Annotated in this window: 25 protein-coding genes and 1 pseudogene; 19 read left to right on the top strand and 7 right to left on the bottom strand. The window is 46.1% G+C overall.

The features are described from left to right. Nucleotides 1-2: 2 nt before the first annotated feature. The 5 genes from RIF36_RS08605 to RIF36_RS08585 are packed head-to-tail and all read left to right on the top strand — an operon-like array spanning nucleotide 3 to nucleotide 3,379. Nucleotides 3-386: a RidA family protein gene (locus RIF36_RS08605; protein WP_151996252.1), complete on the top strand. Its 384-nt coding sequence runs from the start codon at nucleotides 3-5 to the stop codon at nucleotides 384-386. Then, on the top strand, nucleotides 383-844 hold the full coding sequence (locus tag RIF36_RS08600; RefSeq protein ID WP_350124323.1) for a hypothetical protein: 462 nt from the start codon (nucleotides 383-385) through the stop codon (nucleotides 842-844). The genes RIF36_RS08605 and RIF36_RS08600 overlap by 4 nt, the downstream gene beginning before the upstream one ends. Beyond that, on the top strand, nucleotides 841-2,391 hold the full coding sequence (gene gltX / locus RIF36_RS08595; protein WP_350124326.1) for a glutamate--tRNA ligase: 1,551 nt from the start codon (nucleotides 841-843) through the stop codon (nucleotides 2,389-2,391). Before RIF36_RS08600 ends, gltX begins: the two co-directional genes overlap by 4 nt. Continuing rightward, complete coding sequence (locus tag RIF36_RS08590) at nucleotides 2,388-2,600, top strand: hypothetical protein (protein WP_350124329.1); 213 nt, start codon at nucleotides 2,388-2,390, stop codon at nucleotides 2,598-2,600. Before gltX ends, RIF36_RS08590 begins: the two co-directional genes overlap by 4 nt. 8 nt (nucleotides 2,601-2,608) lie before the next feature. Further along, on the top strand, nucleotides 2,609-3,379 hold the full coding sequence (locus RIF36_RS08585) for a TIGR00266 family protein (protein ID WP_350124703.1): 771 nt from the start codon (nucleotides 2,609-2,611) through the stop codon (nucleotides 3,377-3,379). A 2-nt stretch (nucleotides 3,380-3,381) separates the two neighbouring features. Here RIF36_RS08585 and RIF36_RS08580 read toward each other — a convergent pair whose 3' ends face one another. Then, nucleotides 3,382-3,942: a methyltransferase family protein gene (locus tag RIF36_RS08580; RefSeq protein WP_350124332.1), complete on the bottom strand. Its 561-nt coding sequence runs from the start codon at nucleotides 3,940-3,942 to the stop codon at nucleotides 3,382-3,384. Between the two features lie 186 nt (nucleotides 3,943-4,128). On the opposite strand from RIF36_RS08580, the gene RIF36_RS08575 reads away from it, so the two are divergent. Further along, nucleotides 4,129-5,340 (top strand): NAD(P)-dependent oxidoreductase, encoded by a 1,212-nt coding sequence (locus tag RIF36_RS08575; protein WP_350124335.1) that lies wholly within the window; start codon nucleotides 4,129-4,131, stop codon nucleotides 5,338-5,340. Between the two features lie 78 nt (nucleotides 5,341-5,418). Here the strand turns inward: RIF36_RS08575 and rho are convergent, their stop codons facing one another. Next, nucleotides 5,419-7,164 (bottom strand): transcription termination factor Rho, encoded by a 1,746-nt coding sequence (rho, locus tag RIF36_RS08570; RefSeq protein WP_350118402.1) that lies wholly within the window; start codon nucleotides 7,162-7,164, stop codon nucleotides 5,419-5,421. Nucleotides 7,165-7,428: 264 nt separating this feature from the next. Between rho and serS the strand changes: the two genes are divergently transcribed. The 3 genes from serS to RIF36_RS08555 all read left to right on the top strand — a co-directional run bounded on the left by serS (nucleotide 7,429) and on the right by RIF36_RS08555 (nucleotide 11,468). Further along, entirely contained in the window at nucleotides 7,429-8,703 is a 1,275-nt protein-coding gene (gene serS / locus RIF36_RS08565; RefSeq protein WP_350124339.1) for a serine--tRNA ligase, read from the top strand. Nucleotides 8,704-8,765: 62 nt separating this feature from the next. Then, nucleotides 8,766-10,904 carry a prolyl oligopeptidase family serine peptidase gene (locus RIF36_RS08560; protein ID WP_350124342.1) on the top strand — a complete coding sequence of 713 codons (2,139 nt, stop codon included), beginning with the start codon at nucleotides 8,766-8,768 and terminating at the stop codon, nucleotides 10,902-10,904. A gap of 114 nt (nucleotides 10,905-11,018) precedes the next feature. Further along, a complete protein-coding gene (locus tag RIF36_RS08555) occupies nucleotides 11,019-11,468 on the top strand; it encodes a GNAT family N-acetyltransferase (RefSeq protein WP_350124345.1) in 450 nt (149 codons plus the stop codon). A gap of 5 nt (nucleotides 11,469-11,473) precedes the next feature. Here the strand turns inward: RIF36_RS08555 and RIF36_RS08550 are convergent, their stop codons facing one another. Both RIF36_RS08550 and RIF36_RS08545 read right to left on the bottom strand, forming a co-directional pair. Continuing rightward, complete coding sequence (locus tag RIF36_RS08550; protein WP_350124348.1) at nucleotides 11,474-13,048, bottom strand: serine hydrolase domain-containing protein; 1,575 nt, start codon at nucleotides 13,046-13,048, stop codon at nucleotides 11,474-11,476. Nucleotides 13,049-13,140: 92 nt separating this feature from the next. Further along, the gene (locus RIF36_RS08545) at nucleotides 13,141-13,443 is read right to left on the bottom strand and encodes a DUF4286 family protein (RefSeq protein ID WP_350097393.1); all 303 of its coding nucleotides are present in this window, start codon (nucleotides 13,441-13,443) and stop codon (nucleotides 13,141-13,143) included. A gap of 105 nt (nucleotides 13,444-13,548) precedes the next feature. Between RIF36_RS08545 and RIF36_RS08540 the strand changes: the two genes are divergently transcribed. The 10 genes from RIF36_RS08540 (at nucleotide 13,549) to RIF36_RS08495 (ending at nucleotide 21,677) form a co-directional block, all read left to right on the top strand. Next, on the top strand, nucleotides 13,549-14,172 hold the full coding sequence (locus tag RIF36_RS08540; RefSeq protein WP_350124351.1) for a carotenoid biosynthesis protein: 624 nt from the start codon (nucleotides 13,549-13,551) through the stop codon (nucleotides 14,170-14,172). Between the two features lie 98 nt (nucleotides 14,173-14,270). Next, nucleotides 14,271-15,167, top strand: coding sequence for a MerR family transcriptional regulator (locus RIF36_RS08535; protein ID WP_350124354.1), 897 nt, complete (start codon nucleotides 14,271-14,273; stop codon nucleotides 15,165-15,167). A 210-nt stretch (nucleotides 15,168-15,377) separates the two neighbouring features. Continuing rightward, complete coding sequence (locus RIF36_RS08530) at nucleotides 15,378-15,890, top strand: RNA polymerase sigma factor (protein WP_350124357.1); 513 nt, start codon at nucleotides 15,378-15,380, stop codon at nucleotides 15,888-15,890. A gap of 3 nt (nucleotides 15,891-15,893) precedes the next feature. Continuing rightward, entirely contained in the window at nucleotides 15,894-17,372 is a 1,479-nt protein-coding gene (crtID, locus tag RIF36_RS08525) for a bifunctional phytoene desaturase/3,4-desaturase (protein ID WP_350124360.1), read from the top strand. 10 nt (nucleotides 17,373-17,382) lie between these two features. Then, entirely contained in the window at nucleotides 17,383-18,225 is an 843-nt protein-coding gene (locus tag RIF36_RS08520; protein WP_350124363.1) for a phytoene/squalene synthase family protein, read from the top strand. Continuing rightward, the gene (locus tag RIF36_RS08515) at nucleotides 18,225-18,920 is read left to right on the top strand and encodes a lycopene cyclase domain-containing protein (protein ID WP_350124366.1); all 696 of its coding nucleotides are present in this window, start codon (nucleotides 18,225-18,227) and stop codon (nucleotides 18,918-18,920) included. Before RIF36_RS08520 ends, RIF36_RS08515 begins: the two co-directional genes overlap by 1 nt. A 21-nt stretch (nucleotides 18,921-18,941) precedes the next feature. Continuing rightward, nucleotides 18,942-19,787, top strand: coding sequence for a 4-hydroxy-3-methylbut-2-enyl diphosphate reductase (locus tag RIF36_RS08510; RefSeq protein ID WP_350073348.1), 846 nt, complete (start codon nucleotides 18,942-18,944; stop codon nucleotides 19,785-19,787). A 25-nt stretch (nucleotides 19,788-19,812) separates the two neighbouring features. After that, nucleotides 19,813-20,268, top strand: coding sequence for a sterol desaturase family protein (locus tag RIF36_RS08505; RefSeq protein ID WP_226940346.1), 456 nt, complete (start codon nucleotides 19,813-19,815; stop codon nucleotides 20,266-20,268). Between the two features lie 46 nt (nucleotides 20,269-20,314). After that, nucleotides 20,315-20,950, top strand: coding sequence for a DUF4190 domain-containing protein (locus RIF36_RS08500; protein WP_350124369.1), 636 nt, complete (start codon nucleotides 20,315-20,317; stop codon nucleotides 20,948-20,950). A gap of 196 nt (nucleotides 20,951-21,146) precedes the next feature. After that, a complete protein-coding gene (locus RIF36_RS08495) occupies nucleotides 21,147-21,677 on the top strand; it encodes a DUF4190 domain-containing protein (RefSeq protein ID WP_350118429.1) in 531 nt (176 codons plus the stop codon). Between the two features lie 46 nt (nucleotides 21,678-21,723). Here the strand turns inward: RIF36_RS08495 and RIF36_RS08490 are convergent, their stop codons facing one another. The 3 genes and pseudogenes from RIF36_RS08490 to RIF36_RS08480 form a co-directional block, all read right to left on the bottom strand. Next, nucleotides 21,724-24,090, bottom strand: a complete 2,367-nt coding sequence (locus RIF36_RS08490; RefSeq protein ID WP_350124706.1) for an ABC transporter permease — start codon at nucleotides 24,088-24,090, stop codon at nucleotides 21,724-21,726. A gap of 45 nt (nucleotides 24,091-24,135) precedes the next feature. Further along, nucleotides 24,136-24,321 (bottom strand): annotated as a pseudogene (locus tag RIF36_RS08485) (permease prefix domain 2-containing transporter); the annotation flags it as partial. Between the two features lie 3 nt (nucleotides 24,322-24,324). Next, nucleotides 24,325-24,657, bottom strand: a complete 333-nt coding sequence (locus RIF36_RS08480) for a PadR family transcriptional regulator (RefSeq protein ID WP_350124372.1) — start codon at nucleotides 24,655-24,657, stop codon at nucleotides 24,325-24,327. Nucleotides 24,658-24,762: the final 105 nt, after the last annotated feature.

Raw genomic sequence — 24,762 nt, 5'->3', positions numbered from 1 at the left:
GCATGAAAAAGATCGTCTACACTAAAAATGCCCCCGCCCCTATTGGGCCTTACAGTCAGGCTGTACGATACGGCAATCTTGTGCTGGTATCAGGTCAAGTGGCTATCAACCCCGCTACGGGTCAGTTTGAGTCGGGTGATATTAAATCACAGACAAAATTGGTGATGGAAAACCTAAAGGCCATCCTTTTGGAGGAAGGCCTTTCATTTGCAGAGGTGCTAAAGTGTTCCATCTTTATCAAAGACATGAACGACTTTCCCGTGATCAATGAGATTTACGGAGGCTATTTCAAGAGTGAGCCCCCGGCACGTGAAACCGTTGAGGTGGCCAGGCTGCCCAAAGACGCCCTGGTTGAGATTTCCCTGATTGCCGGCATTGATGCATGAGGTTAGCCCCTTTTGAAAGAGACACTATTGTTTCATCGGCCAAAGCCGCCAGCATCATCGCTCTTTTAAAAACGGAGACCAAATCCGAGGCAAGCGCCGGAAAAGACTTTGCATTTACCGGCCTTGTCTACGAAAAATCATTCCGGGTTTCGGTCAACGTAGCCAAGCCTCAAAATTTCATTCCATTGGCAGAGGGTGTTGTCGATCAGACTTCGACAGGCTCGCTGATTCAGGTAAAGTATCGCCTTTTCCCCAGCACCCGTTTCTTTCTGGTTTTCTGGTGCCTGTTGACTTTTCTACTCACACTTATTTTCCTGGGGCCAGCCAAAAATTACCTCTACGGTTGTCTTTCTTTGGCAGGCTGCATTGCCAATTATCTGATAGCATTGGCTAACTTTGACGTCCATTTGAAACAAACACAAAAAGCACTTTACCAAGTACTTGATAAGTTAACATGAACAATTCAGAAGTTAGGGTTCGTTTCGCTCCAAGCCCCACCGGAGCCCTCCACATCGGAGGCGTTAGAACCGCTCTTTATAACTACCTCTTCGCCAGAAAAAACAGCGGCACGATGCTTTTGCGCATAGAAGACACCGACCAGTCGAGGTTTGTGCCAGGCGCCGAAGCATATATTTTAGAATCGCTAAAGTGGGTGGGTATAGAGATAGACGAAGGCCCATTAACCGGAGGCCCCCACGCCCCCTACAGGCAATCTGAAAGGAAAGACATCTATGCGCAGTATGCCCAGCAGCTAATCGACGAAGGAAAGGCCTACTACGCCTTCGACACCTCGGAGGAGCTCGACGCTATGCGGGAAAAGCTGAAAGCTGCCAAGGTAGCCAACCAGCAGTACAACGCCGTGACCCGCAACACCATGCAGAACTCCCTTACACTTCCAGAGGCTGAGGTAAAAGCAAGGCTTGCCAACGGTGATCCGTATGTAGTTCGTTTGATGGTGCCTCGCAAAGAAGACATAAGGTTTCATGACCTCATAAGAGGTTGGGTGGTTGTGCATTCATCTGTGCTGGATGATAAAATATTGCTGAAGTCGGACGGCATGCCCACTTACCACCTGGCCAATATCGTCGACGATCATCTCATGAAGATTACTCATGTCATCAGAGGAGAAGAATGGCTGCCGTCGGCACCACTGCATGTGCTGATGTACAGGTACTTTGGCTGGGAGGACACCATGCCTCAGTTTGCTCACCTGCCTTTGCTGCTGAAACCAGACGGCAACGGTAAACTAAGCAAGAGAGACGCCGACAAAGCTGGCTTCCCGATTTTTCCACTCAACTGGGCAGACCCTGTTTCTGGGGAGCTCTCCCAAGGGTTCAGGGAAAAAGGCTATCTGCCTGAAACAATGATCAACTTTTTGGCTTTGCTAGGCTGGAGCCCTGGTACCGAAAAGGAAATATTCAGCATGGAAGAACTTATCCAGGAGTTCTCCATTGAGCGCATAAGTAAGGCCGGAGCTAAATTCGACATCGACAAGGCCAACTGGTTCAACCAGCATTATATAAAAAACAAATCTGCAGAGGAGTTGGCTGTTTATTTGGAAAAAGACCTGGAAAAAGCCGGTTTAAAAGCTTCCTCAGAAAACACAATCAGGATTTGCGAAGTGCTAAGGGAGAGAGTCTCTTTTCCACAGGAACTATGGGAACAGGGCAGGTTCTTTTTTGAAGCCCCAACCACTTACGACCAGCAGGTTGTTGAAAAGAAGTGGAACTCAGATGTGGCAGCTTTACTTCAGGATTTATCAAAGGGTATTTCCCAACTTGAAGACACCGTTAGCGCCACAACCGCTCATGACACGATAGAAAATTTCTTTGCTACCAAAGGGTTGAAAATGGGCAAATATATGCAACCCCTAAGGCTGTCAATTACCGGGCAAGGCGGCGGGCCGGACCTTATGGCCATCATAGAAATACTTGGCGCCAAAGAAACTGCTAAACGAATTGACTCGGCTATCGTTATATTAGGAGGACAAAGCACACAAGCATGAGCAAGAAAGAAACCGAAAAAAAGAAACCTAAAGTAGCCAAAGACCTGAACGGCTTCGAAATAAGCATTGATACGTTTGGCGAGATTTCTTCTAACCTCCAGATTGATAAGATCAACGAGTTTCTCAACAAAAACGTAGATGACAAGAAACTGCGTGACAGAGAAGACATTGAAGAAATAAAAAAGAAAACAAGCAAAGACGAAGACTAGCCATGGCGATACGATCACACGAAATTGATTACAAGATTTTTGGTGAAAGCATTCAAACCGTTGAAGTAGAGCTCGACCCACGAGAGACTGTCATCGCAGAGGCTGGAGCCATGTTGTACATGGAAGACGGCATCATCTTCGAAACCAAAATGGGAGATGGTTCCGAGCCCGACCAGGGCTTTTTGGGTAAATTGCTTTCGGCCGGTGCCCGGGCGCTGACTGGTGAGTCTGTCTTTATGACCCATTTTACCAATCATGGTGCTGGCAAAAAGAAAGTAGCTTTTTCTGCGCCCTACCCCGGCACCATCATCCCCATTGACCTGGCTACTCAACAAGGCAACCAGCTAATTGTACAGAAGGATGGGTTCCTGTGCGCCGCACTTGGCACCAAAGTATCCATCACTTTCAACAAGAAAATTGGCTCTGGACTTGTTGGTGGTGAGGGCTTCATTCTTCAAAAACTCCAGGGAGACGGGAAGGCATTTGTCCACGCAGGCGGTACGGTGATAGAAAAGCAACTCAATAACGAAACGCTAAGGATTGATACTGGCTGCGTTGTGGCCTTCGAACATACACTGGACTTTGATGTGCAGAGCTCAGGAGGACTAAAGTCGATGCTTTTCGGCGGAGAAGGCCTTTTTCTGGCCACTCTAAAAGGCACCGGAAAAGTTTGGCTGCAGTCGATGCCAATCAGAAAACTAATTCAGGTATTGGCTCCCTACGGTAAAAACAGCGGCAAGGAGAGTAGCTCTATTCTTGGAAGCATCCTTGAATCATAGGTCTAGAATAACTTTGGAAACACAGCAGGGACTCTGGAACGGTACTCTTCATAGTCTCTGCCATATTTTTTTATAAGTTTCTTCTCTTCCAGCCAAATCCCAATCGGCAAGTAGGCGAAAATCCACACGACAGTTACCAAATTGATCATTTTAGGAATGTAAAGCAGAAAGCCCAGGCAAAGCAATATTGTGCCCGAGTAAATCGGGTGCCTGACCCTTTCAAGAATACCTCCCGATTTAAACTCAACGTCCTCCACCTCTTTTTTCAAACCAAGAAAAGCACCTAGAGAAAATTGACGAAAGGAAAGCCTGATGATAATGACACCATATGCCGCCAGTGAAAAAGCAAAAAAGTCAGTAACGGGTGTCTTGCCAAATACGAATGGAGAGTCGACGGTAGCCATGTAAAGCACAATAGCCAACAGCAACAGCAGGGCGACAGTATTGTAAAACAACCGAAACCATTGCCTGTTAAACCTGCGTTTTACAAAATCCGCTGCCAGAAAGCTGTGAAGGGAAAAGTAAAGCACCCAGAACAGGCTTACCAAAATTAATCCTTCCATATGATTATGCTTGTCTTTGCATCTTAGTAATATTGGGGCAAGAATACAACTCCCAATTCAATGATGAAATAGCCATAAGGAATTCCGCACCTTACGAACATGCATAAAGTCGTTGAAAAAGCAATGTTCATTTTCAAAAGGATCTTGGCTATTCCATGTGGCCGTTGAAAAACAAATCTCATACACATGAAAACAAAGGTAGGCATAATCAAAGAGGGAAAAGTTCCCATAGACAAAAGAGTCCCCATTACTCCCGATCAGGCACTTGAAATACAGGCGAAGTTCCCGAATGTAGAAGTCCTTGTGCAAAGAAGCGATGTCCGCTGTTTCGCCGACGCCGCCTACGAGGAAAAAGGCCTGAAAATGGTTGATTCTATGGACATGTGCGACATCATATTTGGGGTCAAAGAAGTGCCTATGGCGCAGCTCATCCCTGGTAAAACCTACTTCTTCTTTTCGCACACTATCAAAAAGCAGGAATACAACAAGCCATTGCTAAAAGCACTGCTGGAAAAGAAAATCAAAATGGTGGACTACGAAACCCTTACTGACGAAAACGGTCAGCGGGTGATCGCCTTTGGTCGGTGGGCAGGGATAGTAGGTGCCTACAACGCTATTTGGACATACGGAAAAAGATATAATCTTTACCATTTAAGGCGGGCGCATGAATGTTTTGACCTTGAAGACTTGAAAACCGAGTTTTCTAAGGTAAAACTGCCCCCAATTAAAATGGTAGTGACGGGTGGTGGCCGGGTAGCCAAAGGAGCAATGGAAGTACTGGTGGGTATGAACATCAGAAAAGTGACACCAGCCGCATTGCTAACACAGTCCTTTGACTTTCCGGTATTTGCACAGCTCAACTCCAGAGACTACAATACACACAATGAAGGCCGTGAATTCAACCGTGGCGAATTCTACTCCCATGCTGAGAACTTTCATTCTGATTTTCTGAAATATGCCAAAGTCGCTGAAATATTAATTGCTGCTGCATTTTGGGAGCCAAAAGCACCAACACTTTTCAAAAGGGAAGATGCTACCAAGAATGATTTTTGCCTGCATGTGATCGCCGATATTACCTGCGACATTGAAGGTTCCATTCCTTCAACAAAAAAGCCGTCGACAATAGATGACCCGGTTTACGACTATGACCCTACTCAAGACGAGATAATGCCCGCATTCAGCGAGGAGGGTAACATATCGATGATGGCAGTCGATAATTTGCCATGCGAATTGCCGAGAGATGCGTCGAATGATTTTGGGAATATGCTGGTCAGTAATGTACTGCCTCACCTGTTCACAAATGATGAGTTCAGAATAATTCAGGACGCCACAATAACTGATGACGGAAAACTAACAAGCCGCTATCAATACCTAAAAGAGTGGGTTGAAGCAAGGTAGTCGGTCAGATTTAGATTTAGCAGGGCACAAAAAAAGAGCGGTTTTAGGCCGCTCTTTCAATTTACAAGTGTTTATTTCTTATCCGTTCATGGAGATCAGGAACTCGGCATTGTTCTGGGTTCCCTTCATTTTGTCGAGAAGGAATTCCATCGCCTCCTGAGAAGTCATGTCGGACATGTATTTTCTCAGTATCCAAACCTTGGATAGCTCGTCTTTTTCCATGAGAAGATCTTCACGACGAGTTCCAGATGCTGGTACATCAATAGCAGGGTACACACGCTTGTTGGACAGCTTGCGATCCAGTTGCAATTCCATGTTACCAGTACCTTTGAATTCTTCGAAGATAACCTCGTCCATTTTAGAGCCTGTCTCAATCAATGCTGTTGCGATAATGGTCAATGAACCACCATGCTCAACATTCCTGGCAGCACCGAAGAATCTCTTAGGCTTGTGCAGTGCGTTGGCATCCACACCGCCTGAAAGTATTTTGCCTGATGAAGGAACTACGGTATTGTAAGCCCTCGCCAAACGAGTGATCGAGTCAAGAAGAATAACAACGTCGTGTCCACATTCCACCATTCTCTTGGCTTTCTCAAGCACGATGCTCGCCACTTTCACGTGACGGTCGGCCTGCTCATCGAAAGTTGATGAAATAACCTCAGCATGCACGCTGCGAGCCATATCGGTTACTTCTTCAGGACGTTCGTCAATGAGAAGAATGATCAGGTAAATCTCAGGATGGTTCTCTGTAATGGCGTTCGCAATTTGCTTTAGAAGCACCGTCTTACCAGTCTTCGGCTGTGCTACGATCATTCCACGCTGCCCTTTTCCAATTGGAGCAAACAAGTCGAGAATTCTAGCTGAGTAATGATCAGGTCTCTTTGGAGAGCTAAGTCTAATTTTTTCTTCAGGGAATAGCGGCGTCAGGTATTCAAAGGAAACCCTGTCCCGTATTTCCTCAGTTGTTTTACCGTTAACGGTTTCAACTCTTAGCAAGGCGAAATACTTTTCTCCTTCTTTTGGAGGCCTGATTTGACCCTTTACAGAATCCCCAGTTTTTAAGCCAAACAGCTTAATCTGCGAAGGTGAAACATAAATATCGTCAGGACTAGCCAGGTAGTTATAGTCAGGAGAGCGAAGGAAGCCATAGCCATCCTGCATGATTTCCAGCACGCCTTCGTTGACTATAATGCCGTCGAACTCTTTGATATTGGTGTTATAATTTCTTTTGGGCTTGAATGGAGCACGTTGCTCTTTTTGATCACCTTTGTCTTCTCTGCCAGGTTGGTCTCCTCTATCCTCACGATTTCTCGTGTCTTCTCTAAGTTCGCCTCTTGAGTCGTTAGATATTTCTTTTTCTACTTTCTTACCTTCTTCAACCACCTCCTTTGCTGAGGAGTCACTGCTGTTGTCATCGTCATCAGTTTCCAGATTGAAAGACTGAAGGAGCTCATCGGCACTGCTTACCTCTCTCTTCTTCGGACGGTCGTCCGATTTGCCTTCAGCAGGCTTTGCTGCGTCCTTTGCTACCACATTCTCCCTGCGAATCTTCGGTTTATTGTTAGGCCTTCTATCGTCCTCCCTTGGCGGACGGGCGGGCTTGGGTTTGTCCTCCGGGGCCGGAGCGGCGGCTACAGGGGTAGCAGCCTTATCTGATTTCTTTATTTTGGAAACTTCCTCTTCTGGCATGACCGCCTGGTGATCGAGGATTTTGTAGACTAATTCTTGTTTTGCAGCTTTTTTGTAGTTGGGAACTCCAAGTTTTTCTGCGATGTCTTTTAATTCTGAAAGAAGACGGACATTAAGGTCGTCAATGCTGTACATAAACTATGAATTGAGATAGTAATATTCTAAATGAAGTGGTTACAAAAAAAAGGTCGAGATTCTATTCCGTTAAAACAAAATTGATAATGAGAAACGGCCTGAGGTTTGTCGGAAAATGACGCCGCAATTATATGCTAAGCATTCATTAATAACAAGTAATTGCTGAAAAAAGACCGCTGGAGACACAAGAGAATTTAAGCGGAACCCAGCCTGAATATTTCTTTGTAAATCTCTTACTTTTGCAAACTTAACTAATTAGGCATAATGTTACAAGTTTCTGAAATACGTGCTAATAAAGAAAAGGTTCTAATCGGGCTCCGAAAAAGAGGTCTGAAAGAGGTAGAGGAAAAGATTGACGAGGTGCTGGCCCTGGACGACAAGCGGAAATCTCTGAAAACAGAGATGGATGTGGCTCTGGCAGAAGCGAACCAACTAGCCAAACAAATTGGGCAGTTGATGCAAAGTGGCCAAAAAGAGGAAGCTGAGAAGATCAAATCACAGACATCAGATCTCAAGGAAACTTCTAAGAAATTAGGTGGTGAGCTGGAATCTACTGAAGAGCTGCTTACAAATAAACTCTATGAGCTTCCCAACGTGCCGCATGAAAGCGTCCCGGAAGGACGAACAGCCGAAGATAATGAAGTAGTGTTTCAGGTAGGCACGTTACCCAAGCTACCGGAAAGTGCCAAGCCGCATTGGGATCTCATTAAGGAGTACGACATCATCGATTTTGACCTTGGCATAAAAATAACCGGAGCTGGCTTCCCTGTTTACAAGAAACAAGGGGCCAGAATTGTGCGTGCTATGATCAACTACTTTATTGATCAGGCATTGGATGCAGGCTACCTCGAAATGAGACCACCAATCGTGGTTAATAAAGAATCGGGCTACGGAACGGGCCAGTTGCCTGACAAAGAGGGGCAAATGTATCATGCCACCGCCGACGACTTGTATCTTATCCCTACAGCAGAAGTGCCCATTACCAACCTTTACCGGGATGTAATTCTGGCTGATGACGAGCTACCTGTGAAGAATGTGGCTTATACGCCCTGCTTCAGGAGAGAAGCTGGAAGCTGGGGAGCGCATGTGCGTGGGCTTAACAGGCTACACCAATTTGACAAAGTGGAGATAGTACAGGTAACTACGCCCGAGGAGTCGTACAAGGCACTTGACGGAATGAAGAACCATGTAGAGCGGCTTATCAAAAACCTTGAGCTTCCTTACCGCATTCTGAAGCTGTGCGGAGGAGATATGGGCTTTACCTCTGCGCTTACCTTCGACTTCGAAGTGTATTCTGCGGCGCAGAAAAAATGGTTGGAGGTGAGCTCTGTATCTAACTTTGAGACCTACCAGGCTAACAGGCTCAAACTAAGGCGTAAGGTGGACAAAAAGACCGAACTGCTTCACACGCTGAACGGAAGTGCCCTGGCCCTGCCAAGGATACTGGCAGCCATGCTGGAAAACAACCAGACCCCCGATGGGATCAAGATTCCGAAGGTGCTGGTTCCCTACACAGGATTCAATATGATCAAGAAATAATTTAACGCATAAGCCTGAAACTAACCTTTCAGGCTTCTTTTATCCCTTTAACCCATTCAACCATGAGAAAATTATTCATTCTTATCGTCTTAGCCGGCTTTGTCAGCTATTGCTCTCAGCCACCAAAAGAAGAGCCTGTTGCCTATCCGAAAACGGACACCGTGGCCCATGTCGATGAATACTTCGGTACTAAGGTGGAAGACCCCTACCGGTGGCTCGAAAATGACACCTCGGCCGCAACTGCGCAATGGGTAGAAGCTGAAAACAAAGTAACCTTTGGCTACCTGAACAATATCGACTTCAAAGACGCAGTGAAAGAAAGGCTTACGAAGCTTTGGGACTATGAAAAAGTGTACGCCCCGTTCAAGCGTGGAGATTACTACTACTTTTATAAGAATGACGGGCTTCAAAATCAGAACGTTCTTTACAGGGTGAAAAACCTTGGCGACGAACCGGAAGAGTTTTTGAACCCTAATACGTTCTCTGCCGACGGAACTGTCTCTCTTGCAGGCTTGAGCTTTTCTAAAGACGGCTCGCTTGCCGGCATGTTGCTGTCTGACGGCGGCTCCGACTGGAGAAAAGGTGTGCTTTTTAATACTGCCACGAAAGAGCTTGTCGGAGATACTTTGAGAGACTTGAAGTTCACCGGCTTTTCATGGAGAGGCAACGAAGGCGTATATTACGGCAGCTATGACAAACCTAAAGATGGGAGCGTGCTGTCGGGTAAGACTCAACACCACAAACTGTACTTCCACAAGCTCGGCGAGCCTCAGGCAAGCGACAAGCTGATTCTGGGTGGGGCCGAATTTCCACGGCGCTACGTAGGAGCTAATCTGACGGAAGATGAGCGTTTCCTGGTTATTTCCGCTTCTGTTAGTACTACTGGCAATGAACTCTACATTCAGGACTTAACGGTTCCCAACAGCCCAATAAAGCCAATTGTTGACAATGTAGACAAAGAGCACTATGTAATCGACAACGACGGAGAGACCCTATTTATCTTCACTAATCTGGACGCACCCAACAACAGGATTGTGAAGACCTCGTTTGCTGATCCAACACCAGCCACATGGGCAGATGTGATTCCCGAAACGAAAAACGTACTCAGTGCGAGCACTGCCGGAAAGAAAATTTTTGCAGAGTACCTGGTAGATGCCAAGTCTGAAATCAAACAATACAACCGAAAGGGTGAGCTGGAAAGAGACGTTGAACTGCCTGGCATTGGAAGCATTTATGGCTTTGGAGGGGAAGAAAGTGACACCGACATCTATTACACGTTTACATCGTTCACCTATCCCAGCTCAATCTTCTCTTATAACATTGCCTCAGGGAAATCCAGCCTGTATCAGCAACCGAAGGTCGACTTCAACCCCGAAGACTACACTACCGAGCAGGTTTTCTATAGCAGCAAGGACGGCACCAAAATCCCTATGTTTATCACCTATAAGAAAGGGGTTGAAAAAAATGGAAAGAACCCCACCTACCTTTACAGCTATGGCGGGTTTAATATCAGCATGACACCTGGCTTCAGTGTTTCCAGGATTGTATGGTTGGAAAACGGCGGCATCTATGCGCAACCCAGCATCCGTGGTGGTGGAGAGTACGGCGAAGAATGGCACCTGGCTGGTACCAAGATGAAAAAGCAAAATGTGTTTGATGACTTTATAGGTGCAGCCGAGTACCTGATCAAAGAAGGCTATACCAGCAGCGACTACCTGGCTATTGCCGGTGGCTCTAACGGCGGGCTTCTGGTGGGTGCTACTATGACACAACGGCCTGAGCTATTTAAGGTGGCACTCCCTGCAGTAGGCGTAATGGACATGCTTCGCTATCACACTTTCACAGCTGGCGCCGGCTGGGCTTACGATTATGGCACCTCAGAGGAGTCAGAGGAGATGTTCAAGTATATTCTGGGTTATTCCCCTGTTCATAATGTGAAAGAAGGTGTAAAATATCCTGCGACCCTGGTTACCACGGCAGATCACGACGACAGGGTGGTGCCTGCTCATTCATTTAAGTTTGCCGCTCAGCTACAAGCCAAGCAGGCTGGCGACAATCCGGTGTTGATTCGAATTGAAACCAGAGCAGGTCATGGGGCCGGAAAGCCAACTTCCAAAATTATAGAAGAAGCCGCTGATCTTTACTCTTTTACCTGGTATAACATGGGTGTTGTGCCTGAAGTAGCAAAAAAAGCAATGTAAATAGCAGCTGGCTTGATGTATTAAATGAAAGGGGCATTTTGGCCCCTTTTTTATTTCATTGAGATGAGGATGTCTATACATTTAAGGTAACAAAGAGAATTATACCGTTTAACCATGGAAGTTAACATACGTGAAGGCATCGCTGAAGACCTACCGCAGGTGCTCAAGCTTGTAAAAGAGCTGGCGGAATACGAGAAGGCGCTTCATGAAGTCAACAACAGCGTTGAACAAATGGCAGCCGATGGTTTTGGCGAGCATCCGGTCTTCGGCTTTTTTGTGGCGGAGAAAGGCGCAACCGTCGTCGGCATTGCCTTGTACTATTACCGCTACTCAACCTGGAAGGGTAAGAGGATTTACCTCGAAGACATCGTCGTCACCCAATCGGAAAGAGGAAGCGGAATTGGTAAACAACTCTTCGACGCCACCATTCAAAAAGGAAAAGATACGAGTTGCACAGGTATGATGTGGCAGGTTCTTGATTGGAATGAACCTGCCATCAATTTTTATAAAAAGTACGACACAAGGTTTGACGACGGATGGCTCAATTGCCATCTCGACTTTTAACCAACTTACTGTGCCTCCACCAGTTCTCCTTCTATCACCGGTGCCTTCATAGTTGGCGCAAAGCTCCATTTGAAATCAAGCATGACATCTTCTCCTTCAAAGGTGCAAATAATCGTCTCGGTGTGCGGACTCTCAATGTACCGCAGTGTTAGTTCCAGCACGTTCTCCTCAGTCCAGGAATAGGCTGCGGCCACTTTGAATGGTGGCAATCCTTTCAACGCATTTTTCGCTCTAGCTACCAAATATGGGCCTGGTCTTTGTGTCTGTGAAAATTTCCACTCCCCCCATCCAATGGGTATAGCGTAGGTGGTGTCCTTGTATTTCATCACCACGTTACTACCTGTCGCTCCAAACTGGAATTGAATACTTTCAATGTTCCTTCCGTTTGAGTCCAGCTCAAAAACTTTTTCGGAAATAGCTCCCTCCAAAGTGGAAGCAAGGCTTGCGGAAGGAATCGTGAGCGCCAGTGAGGCAACCTTTCTTTCAAGCGATGCAACGGCCGCCGCATCAACGGGCAGCTCATCGTCGGACATCGCTGGCAGCAACTGATCCCAAACCATGTTCAAGATTCCCTGCATATCTGATGTTTCAGACATAATGGCAATGACTGCGTCCTGATCTGGCATCACGATGATGTATTGGCCAAAAGCACCGTCGCCCCGAAACGCATTGTTCCGGCACCGCCAAAACTGGTAGCAATATCCCTGCAACCAATCACTTTTTGCTTTTGTCTCTGCTGGTAACTCAGGCGACTGCTGTATTTTGAAAGAGGTTGCTTCAGCTATCCACTCTTCCGAAAGAATTTGCTCGCCGTTCCACTTACCTTTTTGGAGCAAAAGCTGTCCAAATTTAGCCATGTCCTCCGTCTTCAGCCTGAGCCCCCAGCCTCCGGTGTTGTTCCCCACCAGATCAGTCTCCCAGTCGATTCCTTGTATATGCAAAGGATCGAACAGCCTTGGTTTCAAATAGTCGATGACTTTTTGCCCTGTTACTTTAGTGACAATAGCCGACAGCATATAAGTAGCCATCGAATTGTAGAGAAATTTTGTTCCCGGCTTGTTGATGATGGGCGTGTAAAGGAATGACTTTACCCAGAGGCTGTCGCCAGGTATGGTGGCCGACGGGTCTGGATCTTGCCCCACCGACATGGTGAGCAGGTCTTTGACCGTGAGAGCTGCCATGAAGTCGCTCACGCTATCGGTAACATATTCGGGAAAGAATGAGATAACCGAGTCGTTGACAGTTAGCAATTTTTCCGTGACCGCAAAACCAATGGCCGTTGAGGTAAAGCTTTTGCTTGTAGAGTACATGGTGTGAGGCAGCTCTGGCCCATAAGGGCTCCACCAGCTCTCTGCGATCACTTTCCCATGCCGAAGAAACATGAAACTGTGGAATTCGTGCTTGCTGGTGTCAGCTGATTCAAGAAAGGCCTGAATGCTGGAGGAGGGCACACCCTCTGCTTCCGGAACGCCTCGTGGAAGGTCAATGATTTTTTCCTCTACAGGCTTTTCGCAGGAGGCAAGAAAAAGAAAAAACAGGCATGCCCCATAAAGGGCCTTCATATTGAACTGCTTGATCATAACGAAAGTAGTATAGAGTGAATTTAGCTAATAAAACTACTACTACTTCCTTTGATTAGCAATGGGATGGTGCATGGGCAGAACAGCAATTACTACACCTCCTCCATAAGCGTTCGAAAAGCTACGTGTTTGTTTTTATACCTTTCCATATGAGCTTGTACCAGCGCCGGGGCATAGGTTTCGAGGTATTCGTTTACCTGCTTTACAGAAGCTGCAAAAAACTGCACGCTGTATGTGGCACTCCCATCCCCTTCGTCGTGCAATAGCTTGAATATTTTGCTCTCAACAAACTTACCTGTAGCCATTACTTTTGGAATGTGAATTGACTTTATCCAATGCAGCCATTCTTCTTCAACTACTGATTCTATATTAACCGTGACGTTGTATAATACCATAAATTCAGCCCTTCAGCAGGGGTAGACTGTTAAACAAGTTGGCAAATTCTGCACTATTTTCAAACCAAACAAGCAGCGGCAAGTTTACCTTTCTAACTTTGAATAATGAGCAGTAAAAACAAGGCGGCACTGGTAATTGTGGTACTTCATTTGGTTGGCACTATTGGCATGCTGTTACCAGAGTGGGCACCTTTGATGAGGCAACTGACACCTCTCAACCTTTTGATAGTGGCAGCGCTTGTGATCATTTTTCAGCAAAACAAAACCCCTTCCTTCTACGCCTATGCATTGGTGTGTTTTCTGATCGCCTTTTTTAGTGAGGTAGTTGGCGTACAAACCGGCTGGCCATTCGGAAGTTACGAATACGGAGCCACTTTAGGGCCCAAGCTTTTCGGCGTGCCTTTGCTTATCGGCACCAACTGGCTGATACTGGTAGTATGCACAGCTTCTCTTACACGCTCCATCAACAACAAGTGGCTCGCATCACTGGCTGGTGCATTGCTAATGGTGGGATTGGATATATTGCTGGAGCCGGTAGCTATTATGTCGGACTACTGGAGCTGGCAGGGGTCGGGCATTCCAATTCAAAACTATGTTAGCTGGGGAGCACTTGCCTTTGTGCTCCATAGCATACTTTACCATTTTGATTTTGAAAACAAAAATGAGCTAGCCAAATACGTTATTTTGTCTCAGGCATCTTTCTTTGCGCTCGTTGGCTACCTGGGCTAACAAAGTTTTTCAAACATTTTAGTTGAGCATTAAGTTTGTCTCATCATAAACCGATTATAAGATCACGTTTAAATTAGAGTGCGATAACGTTTAAGTAAGTGAGCAACTATTCAATCAAAGACCTCGAGCATTTATCTGGCATCAAAGCCCACACCATCCGGATTTGGGAGCAACGGTACAATTTTATCAAACCCAGCCGCTCCGAAACCAATATAAGGAGCTACGACGATCTCGATTTGAAGCTTATCCTCAATGTTTCGTTGTTGAAAGACAACGGATTCAAGATTTCTCGCATTGCCGACATGAGTTCTCAGGAAATAGCCGAGGAAGTGCTATTGCTGACTGAGAAACACCTGCGTTTTCCAGAGCAAATTCATGCACTCACTTTGGCGATGATTGATATGGACGAAGACAGGTTCGAAAAGATCATGTCGTCTAACATTTTAAAGCTCGGGTTCGAAAAGACGATGCTTAATATCGTCTATCCATTTCTATCTAAAATCGGCGTCCTTTGGCAAACAGGAAGCATCACCCCGGCGCAAGAGCATTTCATTTCTAACCTGATCCGTCAAAAGCTAATTGTTGCAATCGATGGGCAGTATTCATCAGAATATACAAATGCAAAAAAGTACCTCCTTTACCTCCCAGAGGGCGAGCTTCATGAGCTGAGCCTCCTTTTTGCCGACTACGTGATTAGGTCAAGGCACAATAAGAGCATTTACCTCGGCCAGTCGTTGCCTCTCCAGGATCTGGTTTCTGTCTACAACCTGCACAAACCGAAATTTATCCTTTCTATCCTCACATCCGTTCCTGGCATTGATCAGGTGCAGGGCTATGTCAACAAGCTTTCAGGTCTCTTTCCTGAATCGACCATTCTTCTGTCCGGTTATCAGGTAATAGGGCAGGATATTCAAACCCCCGACAATGTGATCATTTTTACCCGGTCGGAGCAGATCACAAGTTTTGTTGAAGAGCACAACGCCGAAGTGCAGTAGTCTCAAAGCCCTAAGTTTCCCCCTTTTCTTATAAAACCTGTATCCACAAGCATCCGCAGATACGAAACCGCCTGCATTGCTTCTGCCGTACCAGGAGTCGTAGACCAGTGCTAACTTCATTTTGTTTAACAAAACAAAAAATAAACTAAACAAAACATTGCAGTTTGTTTAAATATTTGTACTTTTGATTAAACAAAATAACTGACCGATATGACGGCTTTAGAATTCAATTACACTCTTAAAGAAATGTCAGGATCATTGAAACCATTCGCACTGAAGCTAACCAGGGACATGGAAGATGCGAATGACCTCATTCAGGAAACAATGCTGAAGGCATTCAAAAACCGTGACAAATTTGCCACTGGCACCAATATTAAGGCTTGGTTGTACACAATCATGAAAAACACCTTTATTACCAACTACCAAAGAATGGTAAGAAGGAACACCTTTATCGACACCACCGACAACCTGCACTATATCAACTCATCAGCAAGCAGTGTTCAAAACGACGTCTACTCCAGCTTTACAAGGGAGGACATCGAAGCAGCACTCGACAACGTGGATGATGTATATAAAAGCCCGTTCATGATGTATTTCCGGGGATTCAAATACCACGAAATTGCCGAGAAGCTACAAATTCCGATTGGTACCGTTAAAAACCGTATTCACATTGCCCGCAAGGAATTAAAAGCTAAATTGACTCATTACGCTCACAGCTTCTAATTTATGCCAGCACTGGATATTTGCGTTATCGGCTCAGGTTTTGCGGGGTTATCAGCAGCCACTTGCCTGGCTGATCAGGGCCATAATGTCACTTTACTAGAAAAAAATAAAACGATTGGAGGCAGAGCAAGGAAACTTGAAGCAGACGGCTTCATGTTTGACATGGGCCCCTCCTGGTATTGGATGCCTGATGTTTTTGATCGGTATTTTGCACTTTTCGGTAAGAAGCCCTCCGACTACTATCATTTGAAAAGGCTCGACCCGTCTTACACCGTCGTGTTTGATAAGGACGACCACATGAAGGTGCCTGCCAAAATGAGCGAACTGGAGGCTCTTTTTGAATCACTTGAAAAGGGTGCGGGAAAAAAATTGCAGTCCTTTCTTTCCCAGGCAGAATACAAGTATGAAGTTGGCATCAATGACCTTGTGTACAAACCAAGCCGCTCACTGTTCGAGTTTATTGATCCCCGGCTCTTAAAAGGTCTGGTGAAAATGGATGTGTTCCAAAGCATGCATAGTCACGTTCGAAAATTCTTCACCAACGACAAGCTGATCCGGCTGATGGAGTTCCCTGTCCTCTTTCTTGGCGCTGTCCCAGAAAACACACCAGCGTTGTACAGCCTGATGAATTATGCCGACATGTCGCTGGGCACGTGGTACCCGGAGGGTGGCATGTACAAAGTCATCGAGGCAATGGTGAGCCTGGCAGAGGAAAAGGGTGTAAAAATCCTGACCGGCCATGAAGTGGAGAAAATAGTGGCAAAAAATGGGAAAGCTGAAAGTGTGCTTACCGCCAAAGGTGCCTTCAAAGCTGATGTGGTGGTGGCCGGTGCCGATTACCACCATGTAGACCAGCACCTGCTCGACTATGAGTACAGAAATTATACCCCAAAATACTGGGAGAAAAGAACCATGGCTCCTTCCAGCCTTTTGTTCTACATCGGGCTGAACAAGAAACTAGAAAATATTACCCATCACATGCTGTTCTTCGACGAGGATTTTGGCCCTCATGCGAAAGAAATTTATGAAACGCCGGATTGGCCAAGCAATCCTTTATTCTACTTATCTGCCACTTCTGTAACAGATGACACCGTGGCCCCCAAAGGCTGCGAAAACCTTATTCTGCTCATCCCGGTAGCACCAGGCCTGAAAGACGATGAAGCAACGAGGGAAAAATACTACAACATCATTATGGACAGGCTGGAGATTTTAATCGGGCAGGAAGTGAAAAACCATGTGATTTTTAAACAAAGCTATGCACACAACGATTTCATAAAGGATTACCACGCTTTCAGAGGAAACGCCTACGGCCTCGCCAATACTTTGAAACAAACGGCGATTCTGAAGCCATCTTTAAAAAACAGACATTTAAAAAATGTATATTATACTGGGCAACTGACAGTACCCGGCCCGGGTGTGCCCCCGACGCTTATTTCTGGCCAGGTGGTGGCCAATGAAATAAAAAAAGACTTTGTCAGATAATAGTAACACTATGAACCACATAGATCTTTTTGACAGCACCGCATTAAAAGTGAGCCAGCTGGTGACGGAGCGCTACAGCACGTCTTTCACCCTTGGGATTAAAACGCTCCATAAAAAATTCAGAGATCCAGTGTTTGCCATTTACGGGTTTGTCAGGTATGCCGACGAAATCGTAGATACGTTTCACGACCACAATAAAAAGGTGCTACTGGAAAGATTTAGAAAAGACACCTACGATGCTATTGACGAGAAGCTAAGCTTTAACCCTATACTTCACTCGTTTCAGTCCGTCGTCAATCAATACAAAATAGAGAACGAACTCATCGACGCCTTTCTGCACAGCATGGAAATGGACATTCTCCAGAATGAGTACAACGAAAGTGGCTACCAGGAGTATATCTACGGCTCGGCAGAGGTAGTTGGACTCATGTGCCTGAGAGTATTTTGCGAAGGGGACGACAACCAATTCCAGTCGTTGAAAGCACCTGCCCGAAGACTGGGAGCGGCCTTTCAAAAGGTGAATTTTCTAAGAGACATCAAAAGCGATTTTAAAGACAGAGGGCGCACCTATTTTCCAGGAGTCGATTTCAATAACTTCTCTCAAAACAGTAAAAATCAAATCGAAGAAGATATACAGGATGACTTCGACGCTGCCTATGAAGGCATCAAAAGGCTGCCCAAAGGCGCCCGGCTTGGCGTGTACCTGGCTTACGTGTACTACCTGACACTTTTCAGCAAGATTAAAAGGCTGCCGGTTGCCAGAATAATGACTGAAAGGATCAGGATACCTGACTCGAAGAAGATCATTTTGCTGTTCCAAACCTACCTAAAGCACAGTTTAAACGGCTTCTGATGTCACTCTATCTTTGGCTACATATTGCCACAGTCTCGTTTCCCTTACTGAGGTCATTCGAACCAAGAATTGCCTATGCCTCCAGATGGAGGGCACTGTTTCCGGGCATCTTACTCACTGCCGCTTTCTTTATTGTTTGGGATGTCATCTTTACAAAAGATGGCGTTTGGGGCTTCAACCCCGACTACCTCACCGGGCTCTTTTTATTTCATCTCCCCATTGAAGAGTGGCTCTTCTTTTTCACCGTCCCATTCGCATCTGTATTTATTTATGACTGTGTTGTTTATTTTGACAAAGGAAATAAGCTAAACATAAAGCTAAACTGGCTGGCGACTTTGCTGGGTGTCTTCTTAATAATTCTGGCCGCCCTCAACATTCACAGAGACTACACTTTCTATAATTTCCTATTCGCTGGGCTGCTGTTGCTTGCTCAGGGGCTTTTATTAAAATCTGCCTACCTGGGACATTTCTTTGTAGCATACCTCATCCATCTTATCCCCTTTCTGCTGGTCAATGGTATCCTCACCGGGGGAGTGACTGAGGCGCCGGTTGTATGGTACAACAATGCAGAAAATGTCGGAATACGAATTTGGACGATACCTGTTGAAGACACGGTGTATGCACTACTGCTGCTGCTCATGAACATTACATATTACGAATTCTTTAAATCGAGATTTGGTCTCAAACATAATTGAAGTTGGGTGGTTAAGTAAAGTATGTTGAACCTACGTGTAAATATCGATCCTCATTCTGGCTTCTGCTTTGGAGTGGTATATGCCATTGAAATGGCTGAAGACATTCTGGAGGAAGAAGGTAGGCTGTTTTGCTTAGGCGATATTGTACACAACGACGAGGAAGTGAAGCGGCTTGAAAAGAAAGGCCTGAAGATTATCAATCACGACGAGTTAGGCGACATCAGGGACGCCAAAGTGTTGATCAGGGCGCATGGTGAACCGCCATCAACCTATTCTTTGGCCGTTGACAACAACCTTGAGCTCATAGATGCTTCCTGCCCGGTGGTGCTCAAGCTTCAGAACAGAATCAAGAACTCTTTCGATAAAAAGGAAACGATCTACATCTACGGCAAGCCTGGTCACGCCGAAGTAGTCGGGCTACTTGGCCAAACTAACAATCAGGCAGTGGTTTTTCAGGACATCGCCGAATTAGACATCCCGTCGCTGCCAAGGGAGCTGACACTATATAGCCAGACTACCAAAAGTACTGATAAGTTCTATGAAATCACCCGCTTGCTTACCGAAGCCGGCATAAGAGTGAATCCCAATGACACCATTTGCCGACAAGTGTCGAATAGAGATAAGGAACTGAGAGACTTTGCCCGGCATTTTGACAAGATTGTGTTTGTGTCAGGCACAAAGTCGTCGAACGGCAAAGTGCTTTATCAGGTGTGCAAAAACACCAACCCCGACACGCACTTCATCAGCAACGCTGCTGAGTTGGAGAAACAATGGTTTAAGCCCGGCGATACTGTCGGCATTTGCGGAGCCACCTCCACGCCCATGTGGCTGATGGAATCGGTGAGAGATGAGTTGCTGACTTATTGATTATCTTTGGTAAGAATTTCTTCGAATGATCTGGCTGTTTTACACCTTTCTTGTCATAGGCACTTTCTTCTTTATGGAAGCTGTGGCCTGGTTTACTCATAAATACATCATGCATGGGATTTTATGGACGTGGCACAGATCGCACCACAAGCTGCACAACCACACACTAGAGCGAAATGATCTCTTTGCACTTGTCTTCAGTATCCCATCCATTGCCTGTATAGTCTTTGGATCCGAATTTCCCGAAATTCGCTGGCTGATGTTCGTGGGCTTTGGCATTCTGGCGTACGGCCTGTTTTACTTTATTTTCCATGATGTGATTGTGCATCGACGCATCAAGATCAAGTACAAAGCCAAAAGCAAATACATGAAGCGGATCATGCATGCCCACCACGTGCACCACGAAGTGCATACGAAAGAAGGAGCAAGAGCTTTTGGGTTTTTGTATGCGCCCAAGAAGTATGAGAAGGAAATAAAGTAACCCCAAGGCACCTATTTATCCTTTTCGACTGTATTTTGCCTGCCAAATGAGGCAGATTATTCCATTTCTACTTTTTGGGCTTTTGTTCACTCACTGCAAGACCAGAAGCTATTACATATTCTCACCTCCACCCACAAGCACTAACGCATCACTCTACGCTTCCGCATCAAACTATATAGGCTACCAGAATGCAGCGGTCGATTCTCTCATGCCCAACGCCACTACACCCGGAAACTTTAACAGCGGACAAGATAGTGTCAATCTTTACTCACATGATGAAAGACCAGGCAGCCAAAAAAAGCCTCTCATCGTTTCTAAAAAACCTCCCTCTGTTAGCCCCCCACACAAAAAACAACCAAAAAATGATGCTAGTAACAACTCCGCCACTGTACCTGATGAGGGCGACCCGAAACCCAATGCGCTTGCACACGTGAGCTTTTTTTCTGCTATTGGGCTCATACTTTTATACGTGTTTTTATCATTTTCATCGCCCATCGGCGCCATATTGGCTCTCTCGCTCCCGGTTATTGCCATAGCAACTGGCATAATAGCCCTTCCCCAGATCAAAAAATATCATGAAATGGGCAAGCATTTAGCCATTTTTGGAATATGTATTGGGGCGCTGGCATTTGCTCTGGCAATTTTGGCCTTGATATACGTTAATCAATCTCGCCCAAATTGATTACTATAGTATTTGAGCACACTGGCAATAGGAAGAGGTAAATTTCAAAAATCGAGTTGCGTGAGGCGTTAAAAGTGACGGACTATTTATTATTTTGGCTGCAAAATAAATATGCTCAATGAGGCAAGTAGTAGCTGGTTTGCTTTTCTTAGTGATTTTGATCCAATGTAAAGCCCCTAAACCGTATCAATTTCACTTGCCCTTTTCAAAAAAGTCCGAAAAAATCCATTCAAATAAATTTGTGCCAGGTGCAGAGGAAGAAGATCCTTTTTTTGATACGCTGACGTATTTCGAAAAAGAGCAAGAAAAAGAAGCGCTATACTCTCCGGAGTTCAAAGCCAAAAATTTAAATCTGGGTCTTGCGGGAAGTCCCTCTGATTCATCCATTGTACCGATCGACCCGGAAATCCTCAAAAGGGACACCTCCCAACTATCTCCCAGAAATAGCACCATTCAAAAAACCAGCAGTTTGGCGCAAATCAGTTTCTTCTCAGCATTGGCCACTATTGCACTCTTTCTTTTACCTCTTTCGTACCCCGCTCTTGGCTCCTTTTTGTTCTTAGCAGCAGCTGCCTCCGCCCTAACCACCGGGCTGATCGCTATTCAACGCATAAGAAAAAAGAATCAGAGTGGTTACGGCATGGCCGTGTTTGGTGCAAGCATCGGCGGCCTCGTGCTATCGATCCTCGCCATACTCATCTTCTATGGCTATGTCATCAATCAGTAATCGGCCACGCCAGAAGATCACCTTCTAGCATTCAATTCAGCATAGTTTACTCATCCCTCAGCGCTAGCACTGGATTCTCTTTCGTCGCTCTTAATACAATGAGCCCAACGCTGATCATGGCAAACAACAAAACGAGCCCGCCTGCAATCACGAATATTGTTGGATCCAAAGCTATGTGATAGGCAAAGCCCTGCAAAAATTCGCTCATCAGGTAATATGAAGCTGGGGTAGCGATGGTGAAGGCAACCAAAACCAAAAGCAAATAGCCTTTTATCAGCGACACAGCCAATTCGGACAAAGATGCCCCCATCACCTTCCTTATGCCTATCTCCTTGCGCTTGCGACGAATAAGAAACGACGCCACACTGAACAAGCCCAGCGAAGCAATGACGATGGCGAGAATAGAAAAGAAGGCTGCTGAGATGCCGATCCTTTCCTGCTCTCTGTACATGCCGGCAAACTCCTGATCGAGAAAAAAGTAATCGAAACTACTCAGCGACTCCAGCCCATTCCACTCCTTTTCCACCCGAGCCAGCACTGAGGATGTTTTGCCAGGCTGGAACCGGACCACGATCAGGCTGCCATACACATTATCCAAAAAGTGAATGAGAGGCTGAACTTCACCCGCCAGGGATTGATAGTGGAAGTCTTCCGTTACACCTATCACTTTGTAGAGTTTGCATCCATTTTCTCCGCCCTCGCAGAGTGTTTTGTCCTCAATATTCTGCCAACCAAATGCCTGCATAGCCTTTCTGTTGATAATGACCGCAGCGGTGTCACCGGCACGGGTAGCATCGAAGTTGCGGCCTTCGACGAAGCTAACGCCCAGTGCAGGGAAGTAGTTAGCGCCAACATACGACTGTCGCAAGCTGTGAACTATCGTTGGATCAGCTTTATCGCTAAAACGATTGTAGTTTTGCCAGTAACGGCCGGGTACATTTTGGGCCCTGGTCACCACCTCTACACCAGGTTCGGTCGCAAGCGCTTCTTGCATCACTTTAACACGCTGCATGGCTTTTTCAATATCGGGAAAGTCTTGCTCCGACAGGGGCACTACCAACACCTGACTATCGTCGAAGTTCAGGTTCTGGTTTTTCATAAAGGTGATCTGCTTCCAAATCACCACCGTCCCTACGATCATTAAGATGGAAGCAGCGAACTGAAATGTCAGGAGCCATTTCCTGAAAACAGGATTGGTGCCTTTGTTGCTACTCTTTCCCTTGAGCCCATCTGTCGCTTTGATGGAGGTGATCAGCAGAGCTGGAAAAAGCCCACTTGCCATACCAAGAAGCATGGAAAAAAAGAGCGTTGCGCCAACCATGACTGCCCAGCCGCCCGAGGTATAGGTAAAGGCAATAGAGAATATTTCTTCCATGTAAGGAATGGCAAAAAACAGCATCAACCAGGCTGCCAGGGTAGCCAGAAAGTTCACTATGAAAGCTTCTGCCAAAAACTGAGAAACAAGCTGCCTTTTGGAAGAGCCAAGCACCTTCCGTATCGTTACTTCCTTGATTCTCACAAGCGCTTGTGCAGAGGCCAGGTTCACGTAGTTCACCGACGCAATGGCAAGAATGATGATTGCAACTATGCCCAGAAGGTTGATGACCATATCGTTGTTGGCCTCCACTGCCCTGGAGCTTTTTAGTGGGAGCAAATGAATGCTGGTAGCATTGCCAGCTGGCAAAAAATTGTCGGCCACGATCTGATCAAGCTTATCGGCAAGCTGCTGTGGAGTAGCATACTCGTCCAGCATCACATATGCGGTCATAAAGGTGTTGTACCAGTTGGCCAGCTCGGGGTCGGCGAGGTAGCCGGGAATATTGCTCCAACCCGACAGGATGCTGAACTGGATGGTCGAATGAGTTGGGATGTCTTGCAATACGGCGCCCACTATCCATGTTTTGTCGCCAAGCACTTCTTTCACCTGTTTTCCCACCGCCCTGTCATCGCCGAAGAGCTCCCGGGCCTTTTTTTCTGTAATGACCATCTCGCCTTTGGTCGCCAGCGTTTGCTTCAGGTCACCCTCCAGCACTGCGAAGCCAAACATATCGGCAAAATCTTCGTCCACAAACTTGATTGTCTCCTGAATTCGCCCATGCTCAGCTTCGAGCCACGGACTGTCCCACCCTGCAAACCGGGTTGCGGCCACCACCTCGGGCAGGTCGGTCTTGAGTTTGGGGGTCAGGGGCGTTTTGGTGAGGTAATCAGGCTCCCCGCCGTTTTCCATCTCACCGATTTTGTAAATGCGGGCACTGTTGGGATGGAAACCATCGAACGATTTTTCGTAGCTGACAACAAGGAATAGCAGAATGGCAGAGGCAATTCCGAGCGAAAGGCCCAGAAGGTTGATCAGCGTGTAGCCCTTTTGCCGACGCAGATTGCGGTAGCTTACCTTGAAATGATCCTGAAACATAAAAAATGGATTTACTGATGACGGAATAACTGACTTTAAAAGTTTCGGTCGGATGAGTCGGGTGATCTCCCAAATAAAGAGCCACCTGAGTTTCGAACGAGAATTCTCCTGTGCCTTTTGCTCGTATATTTCCAACAAATCCCCTTCAATCTCTTCTAGAAAATCTGCTTTACAGATTGCCCTGAAAAATCGCATCGGCAGGCGAGGTGGAACAAATTGAGGGGATCTCATGGGCTACATAAATTTTAAAACCATCGATGGTATGTCAGACCACAGCTGGGCACGGATGTCTTTGATCTCCTGTAAAGCTCTTTGGGCAGAGGCCGTAATTTTGTAATACTTCTTCCGCTTGCCTCCACGCACGTTGGAGGTTTCGCCCCATGCTGAGTCGAGATAGCCTTTCTCTTCCAGCCTCTTTAGCGCTGTTTGCAGCGCACCTACGCTGGTGCCATAACCCAGCCTGCTCTCCAGCTCGTTTTTTATTGACACACCATAAGCGTCATTATGCAATACAGCAATAGTCAGCAGCACAATTTCCTCAAACTCCCCCAGCTGTGTTTTCTTCATGATTTATATTTTTCCGAAATGTAGAGGTTATCATATTAAATTCCTAATTGAAGAGGTTATAAGACTTCTTTTGCTGATTGTCAGCCACCTTACAGCATGCGAGGC

Source organism: Imperialibacter sp. (genome assembly GCF_040222815.1).
Taxonomy (GTDB): domain Bacteria; phylum Bacteroidota; class Bacteroidia; order Cytophagales; family Cyclobacteriaceae; genus Imperialibacter.
This window is presented reverse-complemented; position numbering and strand designations above follow the sequence as displayed.

What these genes read in the sequence shown, in the direction of transcription:
- RIF36_RS08590 (WP_350124329.1), top strand. Translation starts at nt 2,388, where the DNA reads ATGAGCAAGAAAGAAACCGAAAAAAAGAAACCTAAAGTAGCCAAAGAC.
- RIF36_RS08555 (WP_350124345.1), top strand. Translation starts at nt 11,019, where the DNA reads ATGGAAGTTAACATACGTGAAGGCATCGCTGAAGACCTACCGCAGGTG.
- RIF36_RS08490 (WP_350124706.1), bottom strand. Translation starts at nt 24,090, where the DNA reads ATGTTTCAGGATCATTTCAAGGTAAGCTACCGCAATCTGCGTCGGCAA.
- serS (WP_350124339.1), top strand. Translation starts at nt 7,429, where the DNA reads ATGTTACAAGTTTCTGAAATACGTGCTAATAAAGAAAAGGTTCTAATC.
- RIF36_RS08540 (WP_350124351.1), top strand. Translation starts at nt 13,549, where the DNA reads ATGAGCAGTAAAAACAAGGCGGCACTGGTAATTGTGGTACTTCATTTG.
- RIF36_RS08530 (WP_350124357.1), top strand. Translation starts at nt 15,378, where the DNA reads ATGACGGCTTTAGAATTCAATTACACTCTTAAAGAAATGTCAGGATCA.
- RIF36_RS08505 (WP_226940346.1), top strand. Translation starts at nt 19,813, where the DNA reads ATGATCTGGCTGTTTTACACCTTTCTTGTCATAGGCACTTTCTTCTTT.
- RIF36_RS08560 (WP_350124342.1), top strand. Translation starts at nt 8,766, where the DNA reads ATGAGAAAATTATTCATTCTTATCGTCTTAGCCGGCTTTGTCAGCTAT.
- crtID (WP_350124360.1), top strand. Translation starts at nt 15,894, where the DNA reads ATGCCAGCACTGGATATTTGCGTTATCGGCTCAGGTTTTGCGGGGTTA.
- RIF36_RS08480 (WP_350124372.1), bottom strand. Translation starts at nt 24,657, where the DNA reads ATGAAGAAAACACAGCTGGGGGAGTTTGAGGAAATTGTGCTGCTGACT.
- RIF36_RS08600 (WP_350124323.1), top strand. Translation starts at nt 383, where the DNA reads ATGAGGTTAGCCCCTTTTGAAAGAGACACTATTGTTTCATCGGCCAAA.
- RIF36_RS08520 (WP_350124363.1), top strand. Translation starts at nt 17,383, where the DNA reads ATGAACCACATAGATCTTTTTGACAGCACCGCATTAAAAGTGAGCCAG.
- gltX (WP_350124326.1), top strand. Translation starts at nt 841, where the DNA reads ATGAACAATTCAGAAGTTAGGGTTCGTTTCGCTCCAAGCCCCACCGGA.
- RIF36_RS08545 (WP_350097393.1), bottom strand. Translation starts at nt 13,443, where the DNA reads ATGGTATTATACAACGTCACGGTTAATATAGAATCAGTAGTTGAAGAA.
- RIF36_RS08550 (WP_350124348.1), bottom strand. Translation starts at nt 13,048, where the DNA reads ATGATCAAGCAGTTCAATATGAAGGCCCTTTATGGGGCATGCCTGTTT.
- rho (WP_350118402.1), bottom strand. Translation starts at nt 7,164, where the DNA reads ATGTACAGCATTGACGACCTTAATGTCCGTCTTCTTTCAGAATTAAAA.
- RIF36_RS08510 (WP_350073348.1), top strand. Translation starts at nt 18,942, where the DNA reads ATGTTGAACCTACGTGTAAATATCGATCCTCATTCTGGCTTCTGCTTT.
- RIF36_RS08580 (WP_350124332.1), bottom strand. Translation starts at nt 3,942, where the DNA reads ATGGAAGGATTAATTTTGGTAAGCCTGTTCTGGGTGCTTTACTTTTCC.
- RIF36_RS08575 (WP_350124335.1), top strand. Translation starts at nt 4,129, where the DNA reads ATGAAAACAAAGGTAGGCATAATCAAAGAGGGAAAAGTTCCCATAGAC.
- RIF36_RS08605 (WP_151996252.1), top strand. Translation starts at nt 3, where the DNA reads ATGAAAAAGATCGTCTACACTAAAAATGCCCCCGCCCCTATTGGGCCT.
- RIF36_RS08500 (WP_350124369.1), top strand. Translation starts at nt 20,315, where the DNA reads ATGAGGCAGATTATTCCATTTCTACTTTTTGGGCTTTTGTTCACTCAC.
- RIF36_RS08515 (WP_350124366.1), top strand. Translation starts at nt 18,225, where the DNA reads ATGTCACTCTATCTTTGGCTACATATTGCCACAGTCTCGTTTCCCTTA.